This is a genomic window from Urechidicola sp. KH5 (assembly GCF_054661455.1).
In genome coordinates this window covers 123,949-144,165 of sequence record NZ_BAAFSW010000002.1, presented here as the reverse complement: position 1 = coordinate 144,165, position 20,217 = coordinate 123,949, and the positions used below count along the sequence as shown (strand labels likewise).

22 protein-coding genes and 1 pseudogene are annotated in these 20,217 nt (G+C 34.2%); 11 read left to right on the top strand and 12 right to left on the bottom strand.

Annotated elements, in window-relative coordinates; translation table 11 throughout:
• The first annotated feature begins 50 nt into the window (after positions 1–50).
• Genes ACYQ5R_RS05255 through ACYQ5R_RS05245 form a run of 3 tightly spaced genes read left to right on the top strand, consistent with a single transcriptional unit; the run spans position 51 to position 2,593 of the window.
• Positions 51–770, top strand: a complete 720-nt coding sequence (locus tag ACYQ5R_RS05255; RefSeq protein ID WP_460189869.1) for a polyprenol monophosphomannose synthase — start codon at positions 51–53, stop codon at positions 768–770.
• A 6-nt stretch (positions 771–776) separates the two neighbouring features.
• Positions 777–2,111, top strand: coding sequence for a dihydroorotase (locus ACYQ5R_RS05250; protein WP_460189868.1), 1,335 nt, complete (start codon positions 777–779; stop codon positions 2,109–2,111).
• Positions 2,111–2,593 (top strand): DUF4296 domain-containing protein, encoded by a 483-nt coding sequence (locus ACYQ5R_RS05245; RefSeq protein ID WP_460189867.1) that lies wholly within the window; start codon positions 2,111–2,113, stop codon positions 2,591–2,593. Before ACYQ5R_RS05250 ends, ACYQ5R_RS05245 begins: the two co-directional genes overlap by 1 nt.
• Here the strand turns inward: ACYQ5R_RS05245 and ACYQ5R_RS05240 are convergent.
• On the bottom strand, positions 2,590–3,597 hold the full coding sequence (locus ACYQ5R_RS05240; RefSeq protein WP_460189866.1) for an NAD-dependent epimerase/dehydratase family protein: 1,008 nt from the start codon (positions 3,595–3,597) through the stop codon (positions 2,590–2,592). The genes ACYQ5R_RS05245 and ACYQ5R_RS05240 overlap by 4 nt on opposite strands.
• 161 nt (positions 3,598–3,758) lie before the next feature.
• On the opposite strand from ACYQ5R_RS05240, the gene tyrS reads away from it, so the two are divergent.
• On the top strand, positions 3,759–5,045 hold the full coding sequence (gene tyrS / locus ACYQ5R_RS05235) for a tyrosine--tRNA ligase (RefSeq protein WP_460189865.1): 1,287 nt from the start codon (positions 3,759–3,761) through the stop codon (positions 5,043–5,045).
• Here tyrS and fbp read toward each other — a convergent pair whose 3' ends face one another.
• Entirely contained in the window at positions 5,046–6,065 is a 1,020-nt protein-coding gene (gene fbp / locus ACYQ5R_RS05230) for a class 1 fructose-bisphosphatase (protein ID WP_460189864.1), read from the bottom strand.
• A gap of 64 nt (positions 6,066–6,129) precedes the next feature.
• Here fbp and ACYQ5R_RS05225 point away from each other — a divergent pair, with 64 nt between their 5' ends.
• Genes ACYQ5R_RS05225 through ACYQ5R_RS05215 form a run of 3 tightly spaced genes read left to right on the top strand, consistent with a single transcriptional unit; the run spans position 6,130 to position 9,689 of the window.
• Positions 6,130–6,612: an N-acetyltransferase family protein gene (locus tag ACYQ5R_RS05225; protein ID WP_460189863.1), complete on the top strand. Its 483-nt coding sequence runs from the start codon at positions 6,130–6,132 to the stop codon at positions 6,610–6,612.
• A gap of 11 nt (positions 6,613–6,623) precedes the next feature.
• Entirely contained in the window at positions 6,624–7,862 is a 1,239-nt protein-coding gene (locus ACYQ5R_RS05220; protein ID WP_460189862.1) for an aspartate kinase, read from the top strand.
• A 36-nt stretch (positions 7,863–7,898) separates the two neighbouring features.
• A complete protein-coding gene (locus ACYQ5R_RS05215) occupies positions 7,899–9,689 on the top strand; it encodes a GNAT family N-acyltransferase (RefSeq protein WP_460189861.1) in 1,791 nt (596 codons plus the stop codon).
• Positions 9,690–9,719: 30 nt separating this feature from the next.
• On the opposite strand, the gene ACYQ5R_RS05210 is transcribed toward ACYQ5R_RS05215, so the two are convergent.
• The 6 genes and pseudogenes from ACYQ5R_RS05210 to panB form a co-directional block, all read right to left on the bottom strand.
• Positions 9,720–10,208, bottom strand: coding sequence for a DUF6428 family protein (locus ACYQ5R_RS05210; protein ID WP_460189860.1), 489 nt, complete (start codon positions 10,206–10,208; stop codon positions 9,720–9,722).
• Between the two features lie 51 nt (positions 10,209–10,259).
• Positions 10,260–10,592 (bottom strand): ArsR/SmtB family transcription factor, encoded by a 333-nt coding sequence (locus ACYQ5R_RS05205; RefSeq protein ID WP_460190496.1) that lies wholly within the window; start codon positions 10,590–10,592, stop codon positions 10,260–10,262.
• A gap of 84 nt (positions 10,593–10,676) precedes the next feature.
• A complete protein-coding gene (locus tag ACYQ5R_RS05200) occupies positions 10,677–10,967 on the bottom strand; it encodes a TM2 domain-containing protein (RefSeq protein WP_460189859.1) in 291 nt (96 codons plus the stop codon).
• A gap of 11 nt (positions 10,968–10,978) precedes the next feature.
• A pseudogene (locus ACYQ5R_RS05195) lies at positions 10,979–11,359 on the bottom strand (VOC family protein).
• A gap of 177 nt (positions 11,360–11,536) precedes the next feature.
• Positions 11,537–12,475, bottom strand: a complete 939-nt coding sequence (locus ACYQ5R_RS05190; RefSeq protein WP_460189858.1) for a 2-hydroxyacid dehydrogenase — start codon at positions 12,473–12,475, stop codon at positions 11,537–11,539.
• Positions 12,476–13,294, bottom strand: coding sequence for a 3-methyl-2-oxobutanoate hydroxymethyltransferase (panB, locus tag ACYQ5R_RS05185; protein ID WP_460189857.1), 819 nt, complete (start codon positions 13,292–13,294; stop codon positions 12,476–12,478). It abuts the gene before it with no gap.
• Positions 13,295–13,456: 162 nt separating this feature from the next.
• Here panB and ACYQ5R_RS05180 point away from each other — a divergent pair, with 162 nt between their 5' ends.
• Genes ACYQ5R_RS05180 through ACYQ5R_RS05170 form a run of 3 tightly spaced genes read left to right on the top strand, consistent with a single transcriptional unit; the run spans position 13,457 to position 14,992 of the window.
• Complete coding sequence (locus ACYQ5R_RS05180; RefSeq protein ID WP_460189856.1) at positions 13,457–14,026, top strand: sigma-70 family RNA polymerase sigma factor; 570 nt, start codon at positions 13,457–13,459, stop codon at positions 14,024–14,026.
• 43 nt (positions 14,027–14,069) lie between these two features.
• Positions 14,070–14,294: a hypothetical protein gene (locus ACYQ5R_RS05175; protein ID WP_460189855.1), complete on the top strand. Its 225-nt coding sequence runs from the start codon at positions 14,070–14,072 to the stop codon at positions 14,292–14,294.
• A gap of 56 nt (positions 14,295–14,350) precedes the next feature.
• Entirely contained in the window at positions 14,351–14,992 is a 642-nt protein-coding gene (locus ACYQ5R_RS05170) for an O-methyltransferase (protein ID WP_460189854.1), read from the top strand.
• Between the two features lie 26 nt (positions 14,993–15,018).
• Here ACYQ5R_RS05170 and ACYQ5R_RS05165 read toward each other — a convergent pair whose 3' ends face one another.
• From ACYQ5R_RS05165 to mutS, 3 genes are read right to left on the bottom strand one after another with little or no spacing between them, the layout of a single operon-like run.
• Positions 15,019–15,288 (bottom strand): Sec-independent protein translocase subunit TatA/TatB, encoded by a 270-nt coding sequence (locus ACYQ5R_RS05165; RefSeq protein ID WP_460189853.1) that lies wholly within the window; start codon positions 15,286–15,288, stop codon positions 15,019–15,021.
• A gap of 31 nt (positions 15,289–15,319) precedes the next feature.
• Entirely contained in the window at positions 15,320–15,778 is a 459-nt protein-coding gene (locus ACYQ5R_RS05160; RefSeq protein ID WP_460189852.1) for an RNA methyltransferase, read from the bottom strand.
• Positions 15,779–15,780: 2 nt separating this feature from the next.
• The gene (mutS, locus tag ACYQ5R_RS05155; RefSeq protein WP_460190495.1) at positions 15,781–18,357 is read right to left on the bottom strand and encodes a DNA mismatch repair protein MutS; all 2,577 of its coding nucleotides are present in this window, start codon (positions 18,355–18,357) and stop codon (positions 15,781–15,783) included.
• 172 nt (positions 18,358–18,529) lie between these two features.
• On the opposite strand from mutS, the gene ACYQ5R_RS05150 reads away from it, so the two are divergent.
• Positions 18,530–19,060, top strand: coding sequence for an RNA methyltransferase (locus tag ACYQ5R_RS05150; RefSeq protein WP_460189851.1), 531 nt, complete (start codon positions 18,530–18,532; stop codon positions 19,058–19,060).
• Here the strand turns inward: ACYQ5R_RS05150 and ACYQ5R_RS05145 are convergent.
• Positions 19,041–20,213, bottom strand: a complete 1,173-nt coding sequence (locus ACYQ5R_RS05145) for an ABC transporter permease (protein WP_460189850.1) — start codon at positions 20,211–20,213, stop codon at positions 19,041–19,043. The two genes, ACYQ5R_RS05150 and ACYQ5R_RS05145, sit on opposite strands and share 20 nt — an antisense overlap.
• Between the last annotated feature and the right edge of the window lie 4 nt (positions 20,214–20,217).

Sequence of the window (20,217 nt, the reverse complement as noted above, 5' to 3'; positions counted from 1 at the left end):
CACAAAATTAGCAATAAAAAACTGTACCTTTGTGCTATTAAGCGTTTTTTATGTCCGACACCTTAGTTATTATTCCTACCTATAACGAAAAGGAAAACATAGCCCTTATTATTGAAGCCGTTTTTAATCAACCAAAAGATTTTCATATATTGGTTGTTGATGATAATTCACCTGATGGCACCGCTATTATTGTAAGAGATTTAATACATAAGTACTCAGGAAAACTCCACTTAGAAGTACGTGATAAAAAAGATGGTTTAGGCGCGGCCTATATACACGGGTTTAAATGGGCTTTAAATCACAATTATCAATTTATTATTGAGATGGATGCCGATTTCTCTCATAATCCAGATGATTTAATGAAACTCTATGCTGAATGTGCGAACAACAATGCAGATATGTCTGTTGGATCTCGCTATTTAAAAGGCCAGATCAACGTTGTAAACTGGGATATAAAGCGTATTCTCTTATCCTATTTTGCTTCAAAATATGTTCGCATTTTAACGGGAATTCCTTTAAAAGATACTACTGCCGGTTTTGTTTGTTATAAACGAAAAGTTCTAGAAAAGATAAACCTTGATGAAATTCAATTTACAGGATATGCTTTTCAAATTGAATTAAAATTTAAAGCATGGAAAAAAGGGTTCAATATAAAAGAGGTTTCTATTATTTTTACCGACAGGATTAGAGGTAAATCCAAGATGAATGGCTCTATTATTTCTGAAGCTATTTTTGGGGTTTTAAAAATGCGAATAAACGCATCTAAATAGATTTATATGAATACTACATTAATTAAAAATGCTAAGGTTGTAAATGAAGACTCGGTGATTGAAACTGATGTTTTAATTGAAGGTGAATTCATTAAAAAAATAGGCTCAAATATAAACTACACCTCAGATGTAACCATAGATGCAAAAGGCAAATTCTTATTGCCAGGAGTAATCGATGATCAAGTTCATTTTAGAGAGCCTGGTCTTACGCATAAAGCAACTATTGAAACTGAAAGCAGAGCCGCAGTAGCAGGTGGAATTACCACTTTTATCGAAATGCCAAACACGGTTCCTCAAGCTACAACTCAAGAATTATTAGAACAAAAATTCGAAACAGCTTCCAAGTTTTCTTATGCCAACTACTCTTTTATGTTTGGCGGCACGAATGATAATTTGGAAGAATTATTAAAGACTGATCCAAAAAAAGTAGCAGGCATCAAATTATTTCTAGGTTCGTCTACTGGCAACATGTTGGTTGACAATGAAGAGGTCTTAAAGAAAATATTCTCTTCTACAGACATGATAATATCTGTGCATTGTGAAGATGAAAGTACGATTAAAGCCAATATGTCTAAAGCAAAAGAAAAATATGGCGACGATATTCCTATTGAATTACACCCACATATTAGAAGTGAAGATGCCTGCTATCTATCGTCTTCAAAAGCAATCGCATTAGCGAAACAAACAGGAGCTAGATTGCATGTTTTTCATTTATCTACAGCCAAAGAAACCGCTCTTTTTGATAATTCTATTCCTTTAAAAGATAAAAAAATTACTGCTGAGGTATGCGTGCATCACCTTTGGTTTGAAAGTAATGATTACAAAGAAAAGGGAACACTGATTAAGTGGAATCCTGCTGTTAAAAAAGCGGCAGATAGAGCAGGTTTATGGGAAGCTTTGCTAGATGACCGAATTGACGTTATTGCTACAGATCATGCACCTCACACTATAGAAGAAAAAAACAATCCTTATACAAAAGCTCCTAGTGGTGGTCCCCTTGTACAACATGCTTTGGTTGCGATTCTTCAAAAAGTTTCAGAGGGTGTTTTAAGCATTGAAAAAGCGGTTGAAAAAATGAGTCATAACCCAGCAATATTATTTGAGATTGAAAAACGTGGTTATATAAAAGAAGGCTACTATGCTGATTTGGTTTTAGTAGACACCAACAAGTCTTGGAAAGTTGAAAAGAACAACGTGCTTTACAAATGTGGTTGGTCTCCTTTTGAAGGAACCACGTTCAATTCAACAATTACACATACTTTTGTAAATGGTCATTTAATTTATAATAATGGCTCTTTTAATGATACAATTAAGGGTAAAAGAATAACGTTTAATAGATAATGAAAACTCTTTTTCAAACTTTACTTATTGTTGTTTTAATTGTCTCTTGTACAAGTAATACAATCTATGAAAAGCCAGATGATTTAATTCCTCAGAATGAGATGGTTGATTTATTATATGACATTCAAATTGCATTTGGGGCAAAGTCTTCAAGAAACATAAATGGAGATTACGGGGTAAATTATATGCCTCTAGTGTATGAAAAATACCAAATTGATTCAGCGCGATTTGCAAGTTCAAGCTTTTATTATTCTACGAGACCAGACTTGTATAGCAAACTTATGCGCAACGTTAAAGAGCGACTTGAAATTAAAGAAAGAGAAATAGAAGACCAAGTTCGTGAATTAGATTCTATAAGAGACGCGAAAGCAGACCCATCAAATAGTAGAAAAATTGGAAATCGTGATTCAATTAGAAAAATGCCTCTAAACTTCAATAAAATCAAGAACAAATCCTTAGAAAAAGCTAACACAAAAAATTAGCATTCTTCTAAATAAAATTTAGAGACCCTTTTAATCGTGTCTTCAATATCTTCAAATTTGTAATTTAGAGTTCTTCTAATTTTACTAGAATCAAAATTGTTTCGTTTATGTATAGAGGCAGCACTATGCTTGGTCAATATAGGCTTAGTCCTCGAGATAGCTGCAACAATTAAAGAAAATCTCCAAAATATCTCCGTTTGCCATTTTTTGAGTTTAAAAGTTGGTGTTTTAGCATTTAATGCATCCGCTAATTCAAAAAATATTTGTTTATAAGATCTATTCTCAGCAACTAAAATAAAACGCTCATTAACTACATTGCTATCCATCAATTGCAACATACACTGTATTACATCTTCTACTCCAACATACCCTGTTACTCCTTCTGTATAAAACGGGATTCCTTTTGAAGCTTTTTCAAATAAACTTCCAGAACCGCTATCCCAAAATCCAGCTCCTAAAATTATTCCTGGATTCACAATTACAGCGTCTAACCCTTCTTGCGTACCCCGCCATACTTCTAATTCAGCTCCATACTTAGTTATAGCATATCCATAATTACTATTTTCAATCTGCCATTCGCTCTCTTCTTTAATAGGTTTACCGGTCATCGATCTTCCAACAGCAGCAATAGAACTAACAAAACAGAATTTTTTAACCCCTTGTTCTAAACTTAAATTCACAATATTCGCAGTTCCTTCAATGTTTACCTTTCGCATTTTTCTGTATGCCTTTGGGTTGAAAGATATAACCGCAGCACAATGATAAACATACGTAACATCAACAAAAACAGGTACTAAACTAGGAACATCAACTACATCTGCATCTATCCATTCAATTTTATTAAAAAAAGAATCCACATCCTTATGGTAATAAGAAAATACGTTTTTAATCGCATCAAGATTACTGCTTGCTCTTTTAATCGCTCTAACAAGATCATTATCAACAACCAATTTTGCCAATAAATGTGCACCTACCAATCCTGTTCCTCCTGTAACTAAAATCATTCAACGAAAATAATTAAAATCCTCTCAACAAGCGCTAACTTCGAATTCAATAAAATACCTAAAACTTTCTGTTTTTCACTTTTAACTTCTTACCGATTATTTATCTTTGCCAAAATTTATTTTAATGCCTGTACTAAAGGCACTCATTATTAATTGAAAGTATGAAGAATTTTGTAGAAGAGTTACGTTGGAGAGGTTTGTTAAACGACATGATGCCCGGGACAGAAGAGCAGCTTGAGAAAGAGAAGACTTCAGCCTACATAGGTTTTGATCCAACTGCTGATTCATTGCACATTGGAAGCTTGGTACAAATTTTTATTCTAAAGCACTTTCAATTATGTGGGCACAAACCAATTGCATTGGTTGGTGGAGCAACAGGTATGGTAGGAGATCCTTCTGGTAAATCTGCTGAACGTAATTTATTAGATGAAGAAACATTGGCTAAAAACATTGCAGGTGTAAAATCTCAATTAGAACGTTATATCGATTTTTCTGATAGTGAGAATGGCGCTGAACTAGTAAACAATTACGATTGGATGAAGGACATTTCATTAATCGATTTTGTAAGAGATACTGGCAAGCATATTACCGTAAATTATATGATGGCTAAAGACTCTGTAAAAAAACGTATTAACGGGGAGTTTGCGGAGGGAATGAGTTTTACAGAATTTACGTACCAATTATTTCAAGGATACGATTTCTATCATTTATACAAAGAGAAAAACTGTAAACTGCAAATGGGTGGTTCAGATCAGTGGGGTAATATCACTACTGGTACGGAATTGATTCGTCGTAAAGCTCAAGGAAAAGCGTATGCTATTACTGTTCCTTTAGTTACAAAGGCTGACGGAACTAAATTTGGGAAAACTGAAGGGGGTAACGTTTGGTTAGATGCCGGAAGAACATCGCCTTATAAGTTTTACCAATACTGGTTAAACTGTTCTGATGAGGATGCTGAGAAATTCATTAAAATCTTCACGTTCTTAGATAAAGAAACCATAGAAAAATTAATTGAGAATCATAAAGAAGCGCCACACATGCGTTTGTTGCAAAAAACTATTGGTAAAGAAGTAACAATTATGACCCATGGCGAAGCAGCTTACGAAAATGCTATTAAGGCTTCAAACATTTTGTTTGGTAAATCTACTGCAGATGACTTAAAAAGTTTAGACGAACAAACCTTTTTAGATGTATTTAGTGGAGTCCCTCAAGCAGAAGTAACTAGAGATCAAATTGAAAATGGTTTTGAAATCGTTCCAGCATTTGCTGATACTGGTTTCTTAAAATCAAATGGCGAGGTACGAAGAGCTTTAAAAGAAAACTCTATTTCTGTAAATAAAACAAAAGTAAAAGACGATTATATTATCACTACTCAAGACTTAGTAGCCAATAAATATGTACTATTACAACGCGGTAAAAAGAGTTATTTCTTGTTAAAAGTTATCTAATTAATAATTAGCCCCTTCGGGAAATTTACCCATAAAACCTTCAGCTTCTTTCATCATTTTTTTGCTACCACAAAAGAAAGGAACGCGTTGGTGCAATTCTGTTGGCTGAATATCCAAAATACGTTTATACCCATCAGAAGCTTCGCCATTAGCTTGTTCTGCTAAAAATGCCATAGGGTTACATTCGTAGAGCAAACGTAATTTTCCCTTTGGAGCCTTCGAGCTTGTTGGGTACATATAAATACCTCCTTTAATCATATTTCTATGAAAATCAGAAACTAATGAACCAATATATCTAGAAGTATATGGTCTGTCTTCTACTTCTTCTTGACAAAATTTTAAATAGTCTTTTACACCTTGAGGAAAATGGACATAATTACCTTCGTTTATAGAGTATATTTTTCCATTAATAGGGTACGACATTTTGGGGTGTGATAAATAAAAAGTTCCAATGGCAGGATTTAATGTAAATCCGTTTACTCCATGACCCGTTGTATAAACCAACATTGTAGAAGTACCATACACTATATAACCTGCCGCAACTTGTTTGTGACCGGGTTGTAAGAAGTCTTCCAATTGAACTGGTGTGCCAACCGGTGTTACTCTGTGATAAATTGAAAATATCGTTCCTACTGATACATTCACATCTATATTAGAAGAACCATCAAGAGGGTCAATTAGAACAACGTATTTATTATTTTCACCTCCATTGCTTTTAATCGCTACAAAATCATCTTCCTCTTCACTTGCAACCCCGCAAACAATATGACGGTTGGAAAGTGTTTCCATAAAAATGGTATTGGCATAAACATCTAACTTTTGTTGATCTTCTCCCTGAATATTCGTGTCGCCAACATTTCCTAAAATATCAACCAATCCGGCTTTATTTACCTCATGATTTACTACTTTTGCTGCGAGTCGAATAGAATTGATGAGTCGAGACAACTCTCCAGTAGAGTATTGGAAATGCTTTTGGTTATCGAGAATAAACTCTCCTAAGGTTTGGTGTTTTTGCGACATTTCTTTTTATTTTTATTTTGACACAAATATCGAATTATTTTTGACCCAGCCCTATAAATAAATCATGAATTTAATCATTCGAAAAGGAACCAATCAAGATGTTTCAGACATACTAGGATTGATTCAACACCTAGCAGATTTTGAAAACGAACCTAATGCGGTAGAGGTAACAGAAGAAGAGTTGCTTCAAGATGGTTTTGGAGAAAATCCGTTATACAAAGTTTTTATTGCAGAAGTTGATGGAGCTGTTGTTGGTATGGCCTTATACTATTATAGATATTCGACTTGGAAAGGAAAAACGATTCACCTTGAAGATTTAATCGTTCGTGCTGAAATGCGCAAAAAAGGAATTGGCAGGGCTTTATATGAAGCTGTTATGCAACAAGCCCACAAAGAGGGTGTTAGACGAGTAGAATGGGTGGTCTTAGATTGGAACACGCCTGCACGTGATTTCTATATTGCTTCTGGCGCTCAAATATTACAAGGTTGGGAAACAGTTCAAATGGATGAGGAAGGACTAAAAACATTTATTTCTAAACTTAAATAAATTATGTTGCTATGAAAGTATTTAAGTTTGGTGGTGCCTCAGTAAAAGATGCAGAAAGCGTTAAAAATGTTGCCAATGTTTTAAGCAAGGAGGCAAATGGAAAAACCGTGGTTGTAATTTCTGCTATGGGTAAAATGACCAATGCTTTCGAAAACATTGTGCATGCCTATTTTAATCAAACCGAAACGTTAAAAGATACGATTGATTATGTCTATAATTTTCATTTAGACATTATACAAGAGCTTTTTAAAGACACAACTAAAACGGAGATTGCCACTAATTTTATTGATCAACTTCAAGTGTTTTTAAACGATAATAGCATTGAAGATTACAATTATGTGTACGACCAAATTGTTGGTTATGGCGAGCTCATATCAACCTCTATTGTTAGTGCCTATTTAGAATCTATAGGATGCCTAAATAATTGGATAGATGTTAGAACCCTTATAAAAACAGACGATTCTTATAGAGATGCTAAGGTAAATTGGGATACAACTCTTAAAAATATTGAACAACACTCATTTGAAAACCTAACCATTACGCAGGGGTTTTTAGGTGGCTGTGGCTCCGATACAACTACACTTGGTAGAGAAGGTTCTGATTTTACTGCTGGCATATTTGCCTATTGTTTAGACGCTGATACTGTAACAATCTGGAAAGATGTAAATGGCGTTTTAAACGCACATCCAAAACATTTTGATGATACCACTTTACTTGAAAACATTTCATACAAGGAGGCTATAGAAATGGCTTATTACGGAGCTTCTGTAATCCACCCTAAAACGCTCAAACCATTAGAAAATAAGTTAATCCCTTTAAGAGTTCGTTCTTTTTATAATTTGGAAAACCAAGGGACATTGGTGAGCAAAGGAGAAGATGTAATTCCTAAAGTTCCATGTTTTATATTGAAGCAAAATCAAATTCTGGTCTCAATTTCTACTGCTGATTTTTCATTTATGGTAGAGCATCATTTAAGTGATGTATTTAATAAATTACATGAAAATAGATTAAAGGTAAATCTAGTGCAAAACTCTGCCTTGAGTTTTTCTGTTTGTATTGAAGATAAATTTGGCAATTTTCAGGCGTTTTTTGAAAGTGTAAAAAAAGACTATAAAGTATACTACAATACTGACACAACTTTGTACACCATTCGTCATTATACCAAAGAAGCGATTGCAGAAATAGAACAAAAAGGCACAGTTCTTTTAAAACAAGCAAGCAGAGAGACTGTTCAAATTGTAATTGAATAATTTTTATATTTGCTTTCGCCTTAATTTATCTAGCCCATGAGTCTTGTTACCGCCAAAGAAGTTGCTCAAGCAATACACATAGACAAATACGGATTTGTTGGCACTTTTTTTGGATGGGTTTTAATGAAGGTGCTTCGTATCTCTACTCTCAACAAAATTTACAACAGGCATAAGCATTTGTCTGATAGCGAATTTTTTGATGCGCTTCTAGATGATCTCCAAATTCAATTTGAAATACCCGAAGAAGATTTAAAGCGTATACCAAAAGATGGGGCTTTTATTACAATTTCTAATCACCCTTTAGGAGGAATTGATGGTATTTTACTACTAAAACTATTAGTTGATAAAAGACCTGATTACCGCATTATTGCAAATTTCTTGCTTCACAGAATTGCTCCTATGAAACCGTACATCATGCCTGTAAATCCTTTTGAAGACAGAAAAGATGTGAGGTCTAGCGTTGCAGGGGTAAAAGAAGCTTTAATGCATCTAAGAGAAAATAGGCCTTTAGGAATTTTTCCAGCTGGTGAAGTTTCTACCTATAAAGATGGAAAATTAATGGTTGATAAACCTTGGGAAGAAGGCGCTGTTCGCTTAATTAAAAAAGCTGGTGTACCTGTAATTCCTATTTATTTTCACGCAAAAAATAGTAGGTTATTCTATATGCTTTCTAAGATTAGTGATACTCTAAGAACAGCCAAATTACCCTCAGAGTTATTGTCTCAAAAACAGCGTGTTATTAAAGTTAGAATTGGTAAACCTATATCTGTAAAAGACCAAGATCAGTACACAAATCACAATGAGTTTTACGAATTCATTCGTAAAAAAACCTACATGCTTGCCAATCCGTTTGAAAAGCAACCCATAACAATTCCTACTCCTACTTTAAAATTTTCATCTGGTCCAAAAGAAGTTGTATCTCAACGCAATGTAGCAGAAATTATAAAAGAGGTAACAAATCTTAGAGATTCAGGGGCCCGAATGATGGAAAGTAGAAGTTATGAAGTGTTTTTTGCTGCTGCAGATCAAATACCAAACTTATTGTATGAAATTGGTAGGTTAAGAGAAATTACCTTTAGAGAAGTTGGAGAAGGTACTAATAACGCTATTGATTTAGATGAATTTGACAATCATTATCACCATTTATTCTTATGGGATAACAAAGAAAAGAAATTAGTTGGGGCCTATAGAATGGGCTTAGGTATTGAAATCTTCGAAAAATTCGGAATGGCTGGTTTTTACGTGCAAACCTTATTTAAGTTTGAACCAGAAATGAATGCAATGATGCGGGAAACCATAGATATAGGTAGAGCATTTATTGTGAAAGAATACCAACAAAAGCCAATGCCGTTGTTCTTTTTATGGAAAGGAATCGTTCATGTTACATTGAGGTATCCAGATCATAAATATTTAACTGGAGGTGTTAGTATTTCCAATCAATTTTCAAACTTCTCTAAATCTTTGATGATTGAGTTTATGAAATCGCATTACTACGATCCATATATCGCCCAATACATTCACCCTAAGAAAGAATATAAGGTGAAACTAAAAGATGCTGATAGAGATTTTGTTTTTGATGCCACTCAAGCAGACTTAAATAAATTTGATAAGGTTATTGATGAATTAGAACCAGGTAATTTAAGATTACCCGTACTTATTAAAAAGTACATCAAGCAAAATGCAAAATTGGTGGCATTTAATGTAGATCCAAAATTTAACAATGCGATAGATGGTTTGATTTATATGCGTATTTCTGACCTACCAGAAAGTACCGTAAAACCAGTTATGGAAGAATTTCAAGCGGAATTGGAAGGAAGAGACGAATAAAAAAGGAGAGCATTGCTCTCCTTTGTATTTTTAACAACATCCGCCACTAGGGTCGCAACATGCAGCTTCTTCTGCCATTGCAGGTTCTGGAACTCCACATGTGCCTGGAGCCTTACATTTTGTATTTTCTACAGATAACTTAACAACCAGTTGATTCTCTTTAGGTACTATATCTGCAACAAATAATTGAGCAGTATGAAATGTAGCATTACTATATTCAATTTTCAGTTCAGCATCCATATTGTATGCCTTCATTCTACCAACTTTTTTTAATATGGATAGTGCTTTATAAACAGTCATAAACTCTCGTTTACCAATCTCCGAAGGACTCTCCCATAATTGAACAACGGTTTCTTTCCAAGCATCTGTTCCTGCTCCACAGTCTACCGAATCTACAGATATGTGTTTTACTTCAGTAATATGATAGTTTGCTCCAACATATTTACCTGGTTGAAATTCGAATAATAAACTCTTATCTAAGTTACTCTCTAAAATGTTTAAAAATTCTGCTGTTTTCATCTTATACTATTTTTATAATCGTAATTTTACGATGTTAATATTTAAATTTTTTTAGCAGCTCGTATTACAACAAGCGTCTAATTTTGAAAAAAATTGATTTAACTGATTCTTTATAGAAGCTAACTGGGTTTCATCTAGACAATAGCATACTTTTTTACCACTAATTGAGCCTTTAATGATACCAACATTTTTTAATTCTTTTAAATGCTGCGAAATGGTTGCTTGCGCCAAACCAATTTCGTCTACCAAATCATTGCAAATACAGCCATCTATTTTACCAATATGCTCTAAAATTGAAATTCTAGCAGGATGGCCTAACACCTTCGCATATAGTGCAATTTCGTTTTGCGTTGCTGTAAATATTTGATTTTTAGTAACTCCCATGATTGATTTTAACATCGCAATATTACGATATTAAAATTACCTGAAAAAATAAATTGCCAGTTTTTTGAAAAGTTTAACAATATATTAAAACCAATTCTTTCTGTTGTTCTGATAAATATCAACAAATTCTTGATCTGATTTGGTCAAGTATATAATACCTTCAATCAACCCAATTAAACCTGTTAATCCAGCAAGAATTCCAAAACTAACCACTGAAAGTATTAACATAAGTAGGCCTTGTTTGGTATAGCCTAATACAAATTTATGTATTCCTAAAGATCCAAATAAAATCCCTAATACTCCACTTATTATTCGCTTACTTTCATCAGCGCTATAATATCTTTTAGAATTTCCTTTTTCGTCTATTACTTCCATTGTTATTTCTTTTATTTAAAGGCAGCGTCTATAGGCTCCCACAATTCAATTTTATTTCTTTCATTATCTAAAATCCATCGAACTTTCCGTAATCATAAGTTTGCAATTCACCAACTACAGTTACCCCTTTTTCTCCAACTCCTTTAAAAGTCCCTCTAGATCAGCAACCTGTAATTAAACATAAAAGGTTTTTCTGAAGGTTTAAAATAATCGGTATTAGCAGCAAAAGGACTCCATTGAGTAGAAGCGTCTTTCCCGTCTTTATCTTTCCACCAAAAAGTACAACCCCAATCGTCTGTATTAAACCCTAAATGTTTTTTGTGCCAAACTTTAGTTGCTTTTGGGTCTTCTGTTTTAAAAAATAATCCCCCAATTCCAGTAACCCTTTTCATATCTATCGTTTTTTATTTTTCAGAAATAATGTGCTCAGCAATAATACTGCTGCGAAGATGGTCACCAATACTTCATTAGACATAAAAGAAACTAGTTGATTTCCTTTACTGATAAAGAAAAGTATCATTAAAAGCAGTGCAACAATAAAAAGTAACAAGTGACTTCACTCTTTAAATTTACGAAAATTTTTGAAGTATTTTATCTACTATAGTTTGAGCTAATTTAATTTTAGATTCCACAGTCCAACCTGCGACGTGTGGAGACAAAAGCACATTTTCAGTTGATATTAAATATTCAAATGCTGGAGGGAGCGTTTTATTTTCAAATAGATTTTCAAAAGATGTTTTCTCATATTCTAAGACATCTAATCCTGCACCAAGAATTTTTTTTGATTTTAAAGCCTCCACTAAGTCTTCAGTTTTTACAGCAGTTCCTCTTGCGGTATTTATTAACCAAAACGGCTTGTTAAAACCTTCTATCAGTTGGTTATTTACCATATGGTAAGATTGCTTATTATGTGGCGTATGTAAACTCAACACATCGGCCTTTTTTTGTAGCTCTTGAAGCGAAACTTGCTTACAATTGGTATCTCCAACACCATTTTTTATATCGTAACAAATAACCTCAACGTCAAAACCTCTTAACTTTTTAGCAAAAGATTTCCCCATATTACCATACCCAATCAAACCAACGGTTAAACCATCTAATTCAATTCCTCTATTGGCTTCGCGCAACCACTTTCCTTTTCGAATTTCTCTATCTGCCTTATTTAATTTGTTAAACAAAGAAAGTAACAAACCAAGGGCATGCTCTCCAACGGCGTTTCTATTCCCCTCTGGGGCTGCAATTAATGTAACCCCTTTATGCTCTGCGTAATCGCAATCTATACTTTCTAATCCTGCTCCAACCCGCGCTATAAATTTTAGATTGGTTGCAGCATCTATAAATTCACGATCAATTTTAAATCGGCTGCGGATAACGATTCCTTCAAAAAGGTGAATTTTAGATAGAATTACTTCTTTTGACGAAGTATAATCTGAAGTGTTTTCATGACCTGCAGCTTCTAATTGATTCCAAAGAAGTTCGTGATTGGTATCTAAATGTATAATTTTCATTTAGTACTGTTCCTTGTCATTAGGGAAGTCCACAGACTTTACATCAGTAACATATTGTTTAAATGCTCCCGTCATTTCATCAAATAGATTTAAATAGCGACGTAAAAATCTTGGATGAAACTCATGAGTCATACCAACCATATCATGCGTTACAAGCACTTGCCCATCTACACCGTTACCCGCTCCAATTCCAATTACCGGTATAGTCAAACTTTCAGCAACTTCTTTGGCTAAAGCAGCTGGCACCTTCTCTAAAACTATAGCGAAACAGCCTAACCTTTCCAATAATTTAGCATCTGACTTTAGTTTATTTGCCTCTTCTTCTTCTTTAGCCCTAACAGTATACGTACCAAATTTATATATAGATTGAGGGGTCAATCCTAAGTGCCCCATTACAGGAATACCTGCATTTAGAATTTTTTTAATTGATTCCTTTACCTCTTTACCTCCCTCAAGTTTAACAGAATGGCCTCCGCTTTCTTTCATTATTCTAATAGCAGATCTCAAAGCTTCTTTTGGGTCTGATTGATAACTACCAAAAGGTAAATCAACTACAACCAAACTTCTATGAGCAGCTCTAACAACACTGCTGGCATGATATATCATTTGATCTAATGTGATTGGCACTGTAGTTTCATGACCTGCCATAACGTTGGATGCTGAGTCTCCAACTAATATCACATCTACTCCCGCACTATCTACAATTTTAGCCATGGTGAAATCGTAAGCAGTTAGCATAGAAATCTTTTCATTATTAGATTTCATATCTACCAAAGACTTTACCGTAACTCTTTTATATTCTTTTTTGATTGCTGACATTGTTCTCTTTTTTACAGTACAAAAATAATCAAATTTTCACTGGAGAAAGCCTACTAAAACAATGTTCAACATTGTAAACAAGGAATGGCACCAACGAAATCCAAAAATCAAGTTCAAACTAATTTTCATATATTCGTACTCCTAAAAGCGTAGCTTTCATACATGTCAAAATCAACCAAGCATACACTCAATCCAAATAAATGGGTCACAGAGTACTCTGATTACCTCTTCAATTACACTATTACACGTGTTAACAATGAAAATGTGGCCAAAGATTTGGTGCAAGAAACGTTCTTTTCTGGGTTAAAATCAATGAAGAATTTTCAGGGTAAAGCAAGTGAACGCACATGGTTGGTTTCTATTCTAAAAAGAAAAATAATTGATCATTATCGAAAAATTAATTCTAAAAAAGGAAAAGCCGAAGTGCGCATGAACTTTTATAAAGATGGCGATAATGAAGGTGAATGGATTGAAGAAAGAGCTCCAAATACTTGGGCTAGCGATGCAGACAAGCATATTGAAAATGATGAGCTAAAATCTACATTAGAAAAATGTATTGATAAGTTACCTGAAAAATACGGTATGGTCTTTAGAATGAAAACCATACAAAACTTTGAAACTGAAGAAATTTGTAAGGAGTTAAATATAACGGCGTCAAATTTATGGGTAATAATCCATAGAGCTCGTACACAATTAAGGCGGTGTATGGAAGACAATTGGTTCAATAATTAGATAGAGGATGAAAAATTTTTTGATCAGCTGTGATCAAGCTACCATGATTTGTGACAAAAATCAATACGGTGAAGCTAAGGTCGCAGACAAGTTAAAATTAACATTGCATACCATATTTTGTGGTGATTGCAGATGTTACACGAAACAGAATTTGGTTATGTCTAAGATTTATGAAAAAATTAGTCATAATCAAAAAACATCTCTGAAAGGGTTGTCAGATCATGACAAGCTGGCTTTAGAGCAAGCTTTAAGAGAAAAAATGAGTTAGATAAAACGGAGTTTAAATTAAACTCCGTTTTTTATTTTTGCATTTTACTTTTAATTATGGACTTTCTACCTGAAAAACTAGAAGATTACGTTGTTTCACACTCTGAAGACGAGCCTCAAATCCTACGAGAATTAACTCGAGAAACTTGGCAAAAAGTACTAAATCCGCGAATGCTGAGTGGTCATTTTCAGGGTAGGGTTTTATCTATTCTTTCTAAGATACTGCAACCTAAGTCTGTACTGGAAATTGGCACCTACACTGGTTATTCTGCTCTTTCAATTGCTGAAGGGTTGCAGAAGAATGGAACAATTCACACCATTGATATTAACGAAGAGTTATTTGATTTACAGCGTAAGTATTTTGATAAATCTGGTTTTGGATCTCAAATCAAACAATACGTAGGCAATGCACTAGAAATCATTCCTGAAATAGACACCACCTTTGATTTAGTTTTTATTGATGCAGATAAACCAAATTATGTAAACTACTTCCATACAATTATCGATAAAATGCAACCTGGTGGAGTTATTTTGTCTGACAATGTGCTATGGAGTGGCAAGGTAATTGAAAAGCTTCAAAAAAACGATGTAAGCACAGAAGTCTTGTTGGTTTACAATAAGTTGTTGAAAGAGGATGCCAGATTAGAAACAGTATTGCTACCTATTCGAGATGGTTTAACAATAAGTAGAGTTAAATAAATGTATGTAATAGATTAGAAAAGAATCTACATTCTTTTAATTGGCCCTGTTAAGTCGTCAATATCATCCTTAACATTTTTAATCCCTTGTTGAATATCACGCGTAAATTCAGTATCTATACCTTGATCTTTGGCGCTCTCATTAATTTCACGCTTAATATCATTTGTGGCGTCTTTTACTTGTCGCATCGTTTTTCCTAAACCTCTTGCAATTTCAGGAATTTTATCTGCGCCAAATAACATCACAACCAATATGAGTATGACAAAAATTTCGGGACCGCTAATGAATAAAAACATAGGTAAAACTTAGGTAACAAATATAAAACAATTAAATCAATTTAGACTGTCTATCGTACATCACAATACTACCTGCAACGGCCACATTTAAACTTAATGTAGATTTAAATTTTACCAAATAGTGTGATTTTTCTTTAGCTGCTTTAGACATTCCATGATCTTCTGCTCCTAATAAATACACACATCTTCTCGGATGTTTAAATGTTTCTAAGAGCTCTGCTCTATCATCTAACTCAACTCCAACTAGCATAGCCCCTTTAGGTAGGTTATTATAAAATTCATCAAAGGTATCGTAATGAAAATAGGGCATTGCGCCTGTGGCTTTATGCGTATCACATGCTTGTTTTGCATATCGATTGCCTATAGTGAAAATAAAACTAGCACCCATGTTTTGGGCAGAGCGCCATAACACTCCTAAATTTTCAGGTGTCTTACCGTTTTGAATCCCTATTCCAAAAAAGCCTTGCTCTAAATTGTTTACTGTAGACATCTTTATTTTTTTGTTAGCATCCGTTTTATTTCATTGAGTTTCATAAGAGCCTCAATTGGTGTAAGCGTATCTATATTGGTAGAGAGGATTTCGTCTTTTATATCATCTAAAAGTGGATCGTCTAACTTAAAAAAGCTCAATTGCATTTCTTCTTCCCTTTGTGCGTCATTAAGCTTCGCTTTAATTTCATCACTCTGGTGGCTCTGCTCTAATTTCTTTAGCATTTTATTTGCTCTATGTATCACAGGTGTTGGCATACCAGCTAATTTAGCTACATGAATACCAAAGCTATGCTCGCTTCCTCCGGCAACCAACTTTCTTAAGAATATTACTTTGTCTTTTAACTCTTTAACTGAGACATTAAAATTCTTAATGCGTTCAAATGTTTCAGTCATATCATTTAGCTCATGGTAATGTGTTGCAAAAAGTGTTTTGGCTTTTGTTGGGTGTTCGTGTAAATACTCTGCAATGGCCCATGCAATTGAAATACCATCATACGTACTAGTACCTCGGCCAATTTCATCTAAAAGAATTAAACTACGTTCAGAGAGGTTGTTCAAAATACTTGAGGTTTCGTTCATCTCAACCATAAAAGTTGACTCACCCATAGAAATGTTATCACTTGCACCAACTCTTGTAAAGATCTTATCTACAATACCAATTGTTGCATTTTGAGCTGGAACATAACTCCCCATTTGTGCTAACAACACTATTAATGCTGTTTGGCGTAATATAGCCGATTTACCACTCATATTTGGCCCAGTAATCATGATTATTTGTTGCTGATTTCTGTTGAGCACAACATCATTTGCAATATACTCTTCGCCTATTGGTAATTGCTTTTCTATAACAGGGTGTCTTCCATTTTTAATACGGATATCTGTATCTTCAGTAATAGTCGGACATACATAATTATTTCTCTTTGCGATGGTGGTAAAAGAACACAAACAATCTAATTGAGCTATTAATTGAGCATTGTTTTGAATTGGTGTTATATACGCTATCAAATACTCAATTACATCTTGAAACAACTGCAGTTCTAATTGAACAATTTTTTCCTCAGCACTAAGAATCTTTGCTTCGTATTCTTTTAGTTCTTCTGTTATATACCGCTCTGCACTAACCAGTGTTTGTTTGCGAATCCATGTTTCAGGAACTTTGTCTTTATGTGTATTTCTAACTTCTATATAATACCCAAATACATTGTTAAAGGCAATTTTTAAAGACGTGATACCGGTGCGCTCAGTCTCTCTTGAAAGCATTTCATCTAGATACGATTTTCCAGAACTAGCCAACATGCGCAATTCATCCAATTCTTCAGAAACTCCTTGGGATATTGCATTTCCTTTGGAGATAGCTACTGGAGCATCCTCAAATAAACTACTTTCTATTTTTTCAATAACATCTTTGCAGTCGTGTAAACGTTGCCCTAAACTCACCAATGAAGCATTTTTACTTTTTAAGGCTTCTGCCTTAATTGGTAAAATGGCTTTTAAAGAGTTTTTAAGAAGCACCACTTCCTTCGGACTTATCTTACCTGTAGCAACTTTGGAAATCAGTCGTTCAATGTCGCTAACTTGTTTGATTTGTTCTGTTACTAAATCAAAAGTGACATCTTGATTAATTAACTCTTTAACGACTTCTTGTCGCTCTTCAATATTTGTTTTATCCTTTAAAGGCAACGCCAACCAACGTTTAAGCAAACGCCCTCCCATTGGAGAAATAGTGGCATCAATAATATCTAATAAAGTTACGGCATCGGGAGAATTACGCTGATATAACTCCAGGTTACGAACAGTAAAACGATCCATCCAGATATACGCATCTGTAGCAATTCTATGTATGGTATTTATATGTTCTAATTTGTGATGCTGTGTTTCTGATAAATAAAATAATACCGCTCCCGAGGCAATGACGCCTTGATTTAATTCATCTACACCAAAACCTTTTAAGGTGCTTACCTTAAAGTGATTGGTCAAACTCTCAATTGCATAATCGTATTGAAACACCCAATCATCTAGATAAAATTGGTTGTATTGTTCACCAAAAGTTTCAATAAAGTTAGTCTTGTGTTTTTTCTCCACCAATACTTCACTTGGCAAGAAATTCTGTAACAACTTATCTATATAAGAAGCGGGACCTTGAGCAGTTAAAAACTCACCCGTAGAAACATCTAAAAATGAAACGCCCCAATCTTTTTTTGTTATATGAACTGCTGCTAAGAAATTATTGGTTTTAGCATTGAGTACTTCATCATTTAACGCAACCCCTGGTGTTACCAATTCTGTCACCCCTCTTTTTACAATTGTCTTAGTTTTTTTTGGATCTTCTAATTGATCGCAAATAGCCACTCTGCAGCCTGCTTTAACCAGTTTTGGTAAGTAGGTATTTAGTGAGTGGTGCGGAAATCCAGCTAAGGCCGTTTCGCTTTCACTTCCATTACCTCTTTTAGTAAGAACAATGCCTAATATTTTAGATGCTTTAATAGCATCTTCACCAAAAGTCTCATAAAAATCGCCCACTCTAAAAAGCAACATAGCATCAGGATATTTAACCTTAATACTATTGTATTGTTTCATTAATGGTGTGACTTTTTTAGCTTTTGCCAAGGTATTTTGTGTTTAAGAATGAACGACGAATTTACGGTTTATTTTTAAGGAATAATAAGGAAGTTTTTCACGGTTTATAAAAAGAAAACACTGCATAAAGAACCGCTAAAAAATGTATTTTTGCCCCAACTAAATTAGAGCAATGCGCAAACTTAAAAATAGCGAACTCAACAGATTAGATATCGAAGGTTTTAAACAGACGGAAAAGACTTCGTTGATTGTAATTTTAGATAATATCAGAAGTTTAAATAATATAGGATCCGTCTTTAGAACCTCTGATGCGTTTGTTATTGAAAAAATTTATTTGTGTGGAATTACTGCGCAACCTCCGCATAAAGAAATTCACAAAACGGCCTTGGGAGCAACAGAAAGTGTGAATTGGGAGTATGTGGAAGACACCGTAGAACTCGTAAAAAAGTTGCAATCTGAAGGTGTAAAAGTTGCAAGTATTGAACAAGCTGATAACTCAACTATGTTACAAGACTTTCAAACAACTTCAAATCAAACCTATGCTATTGTATTTGGTAACGAAGTTAAAGGAGTGCAACAAAGTGTTGTAAGTGCTTCTGACTATTGCATAGAAATTCCACAATTTGGCACGAAACATTCTTTGAATATCTCTGTTAGTGCTGGCGTTGTTTTATGGGATTTGTTTAAGAAGCTGCATTACTAATTCTTTTTCGATGTTTGTAGCCTTTAATTTTTAAGAGTATAAAACTCAATAAAATGAATGCTAACGAGAGTATTACAAGTGCTCTTATTTCCTCTTGAATGTCACCTAGTTCTGCTTGGTACAACATTACTTTTCTCAGCGCTTCTAAAAAATGTGTAAGCGGAATAATATCTGAAAGAACCACTATAAACGATGGCATTTGACTTAATGGCCAAGTAAAACCACTCAATATAAAACTAGGGGTAGCTACAACCATCAAAAACTCTGTAGCTTTTAATTGGCTGGGTATTGCGATGCTAAATACTATACCTAAAAATGTGACTGATACTATGAATACAGTCAACAACACTAACATTGTAGGTGCATCTACCTCAAGAGGGACTCTAAGCATTGGAAACATTAATCCTAATAAAGAAACAATACCAACGCCCATAATCCAAAATGGAAGCGATTTTAACAACATTGCGTTCCAAACATTTTTGGCTCTAGGCATAAATTCTGAATAAAATGTTTTCTCCTCAAATTCGCGAGCAAAACTCAGCGCTAAGGCTAACATAAAAACTTGCTGGATAATAGTTCCTAAAACACCGGGCCATAAAAAAGTCATGTAGTTTGCCGAGGAATTATAGAACCTAGCATAATTAACACCAAACATTTCATATTGCTCTTTAGCTGTAGCCTCTGGGATTCCTTGTTTTTTAATCCCTTCTATTTCCATTCCTGCATTTAAGGTTCCTAATACAATTTGTAAAGCCTTTGCAGCGTAGTTTGCCGTAAGAATATTTGCTGTATTTATTTCTACTTGAATTTCAGGATGTCTCTTTTGTAATATATTGGCTTCAAACCGCTCTGGAATTGTAACAATTGCACTAATATCATTATGCATTATTTGAGATTTTAAGCCTTCTTGTGAATGTAAAATAATGCCATCAATTACTTCGTTGTCTTCAATCATTTCTATGACTGTTTGACTCATAGGTGAATCATCTAAATCAATCACTAAAACGGGTAGGTGATTTACCTTTCCTTTCTTGTAAACCGCACCTAATAACAATCCATAGAGCAATGGGGCGCCAATAAATATAGCTAAGATTACCGAGTTACTCGAAAAAAGTAAAAACTCCCTTTTTAAAAGACCAAGCCAATTCTTCATTTCG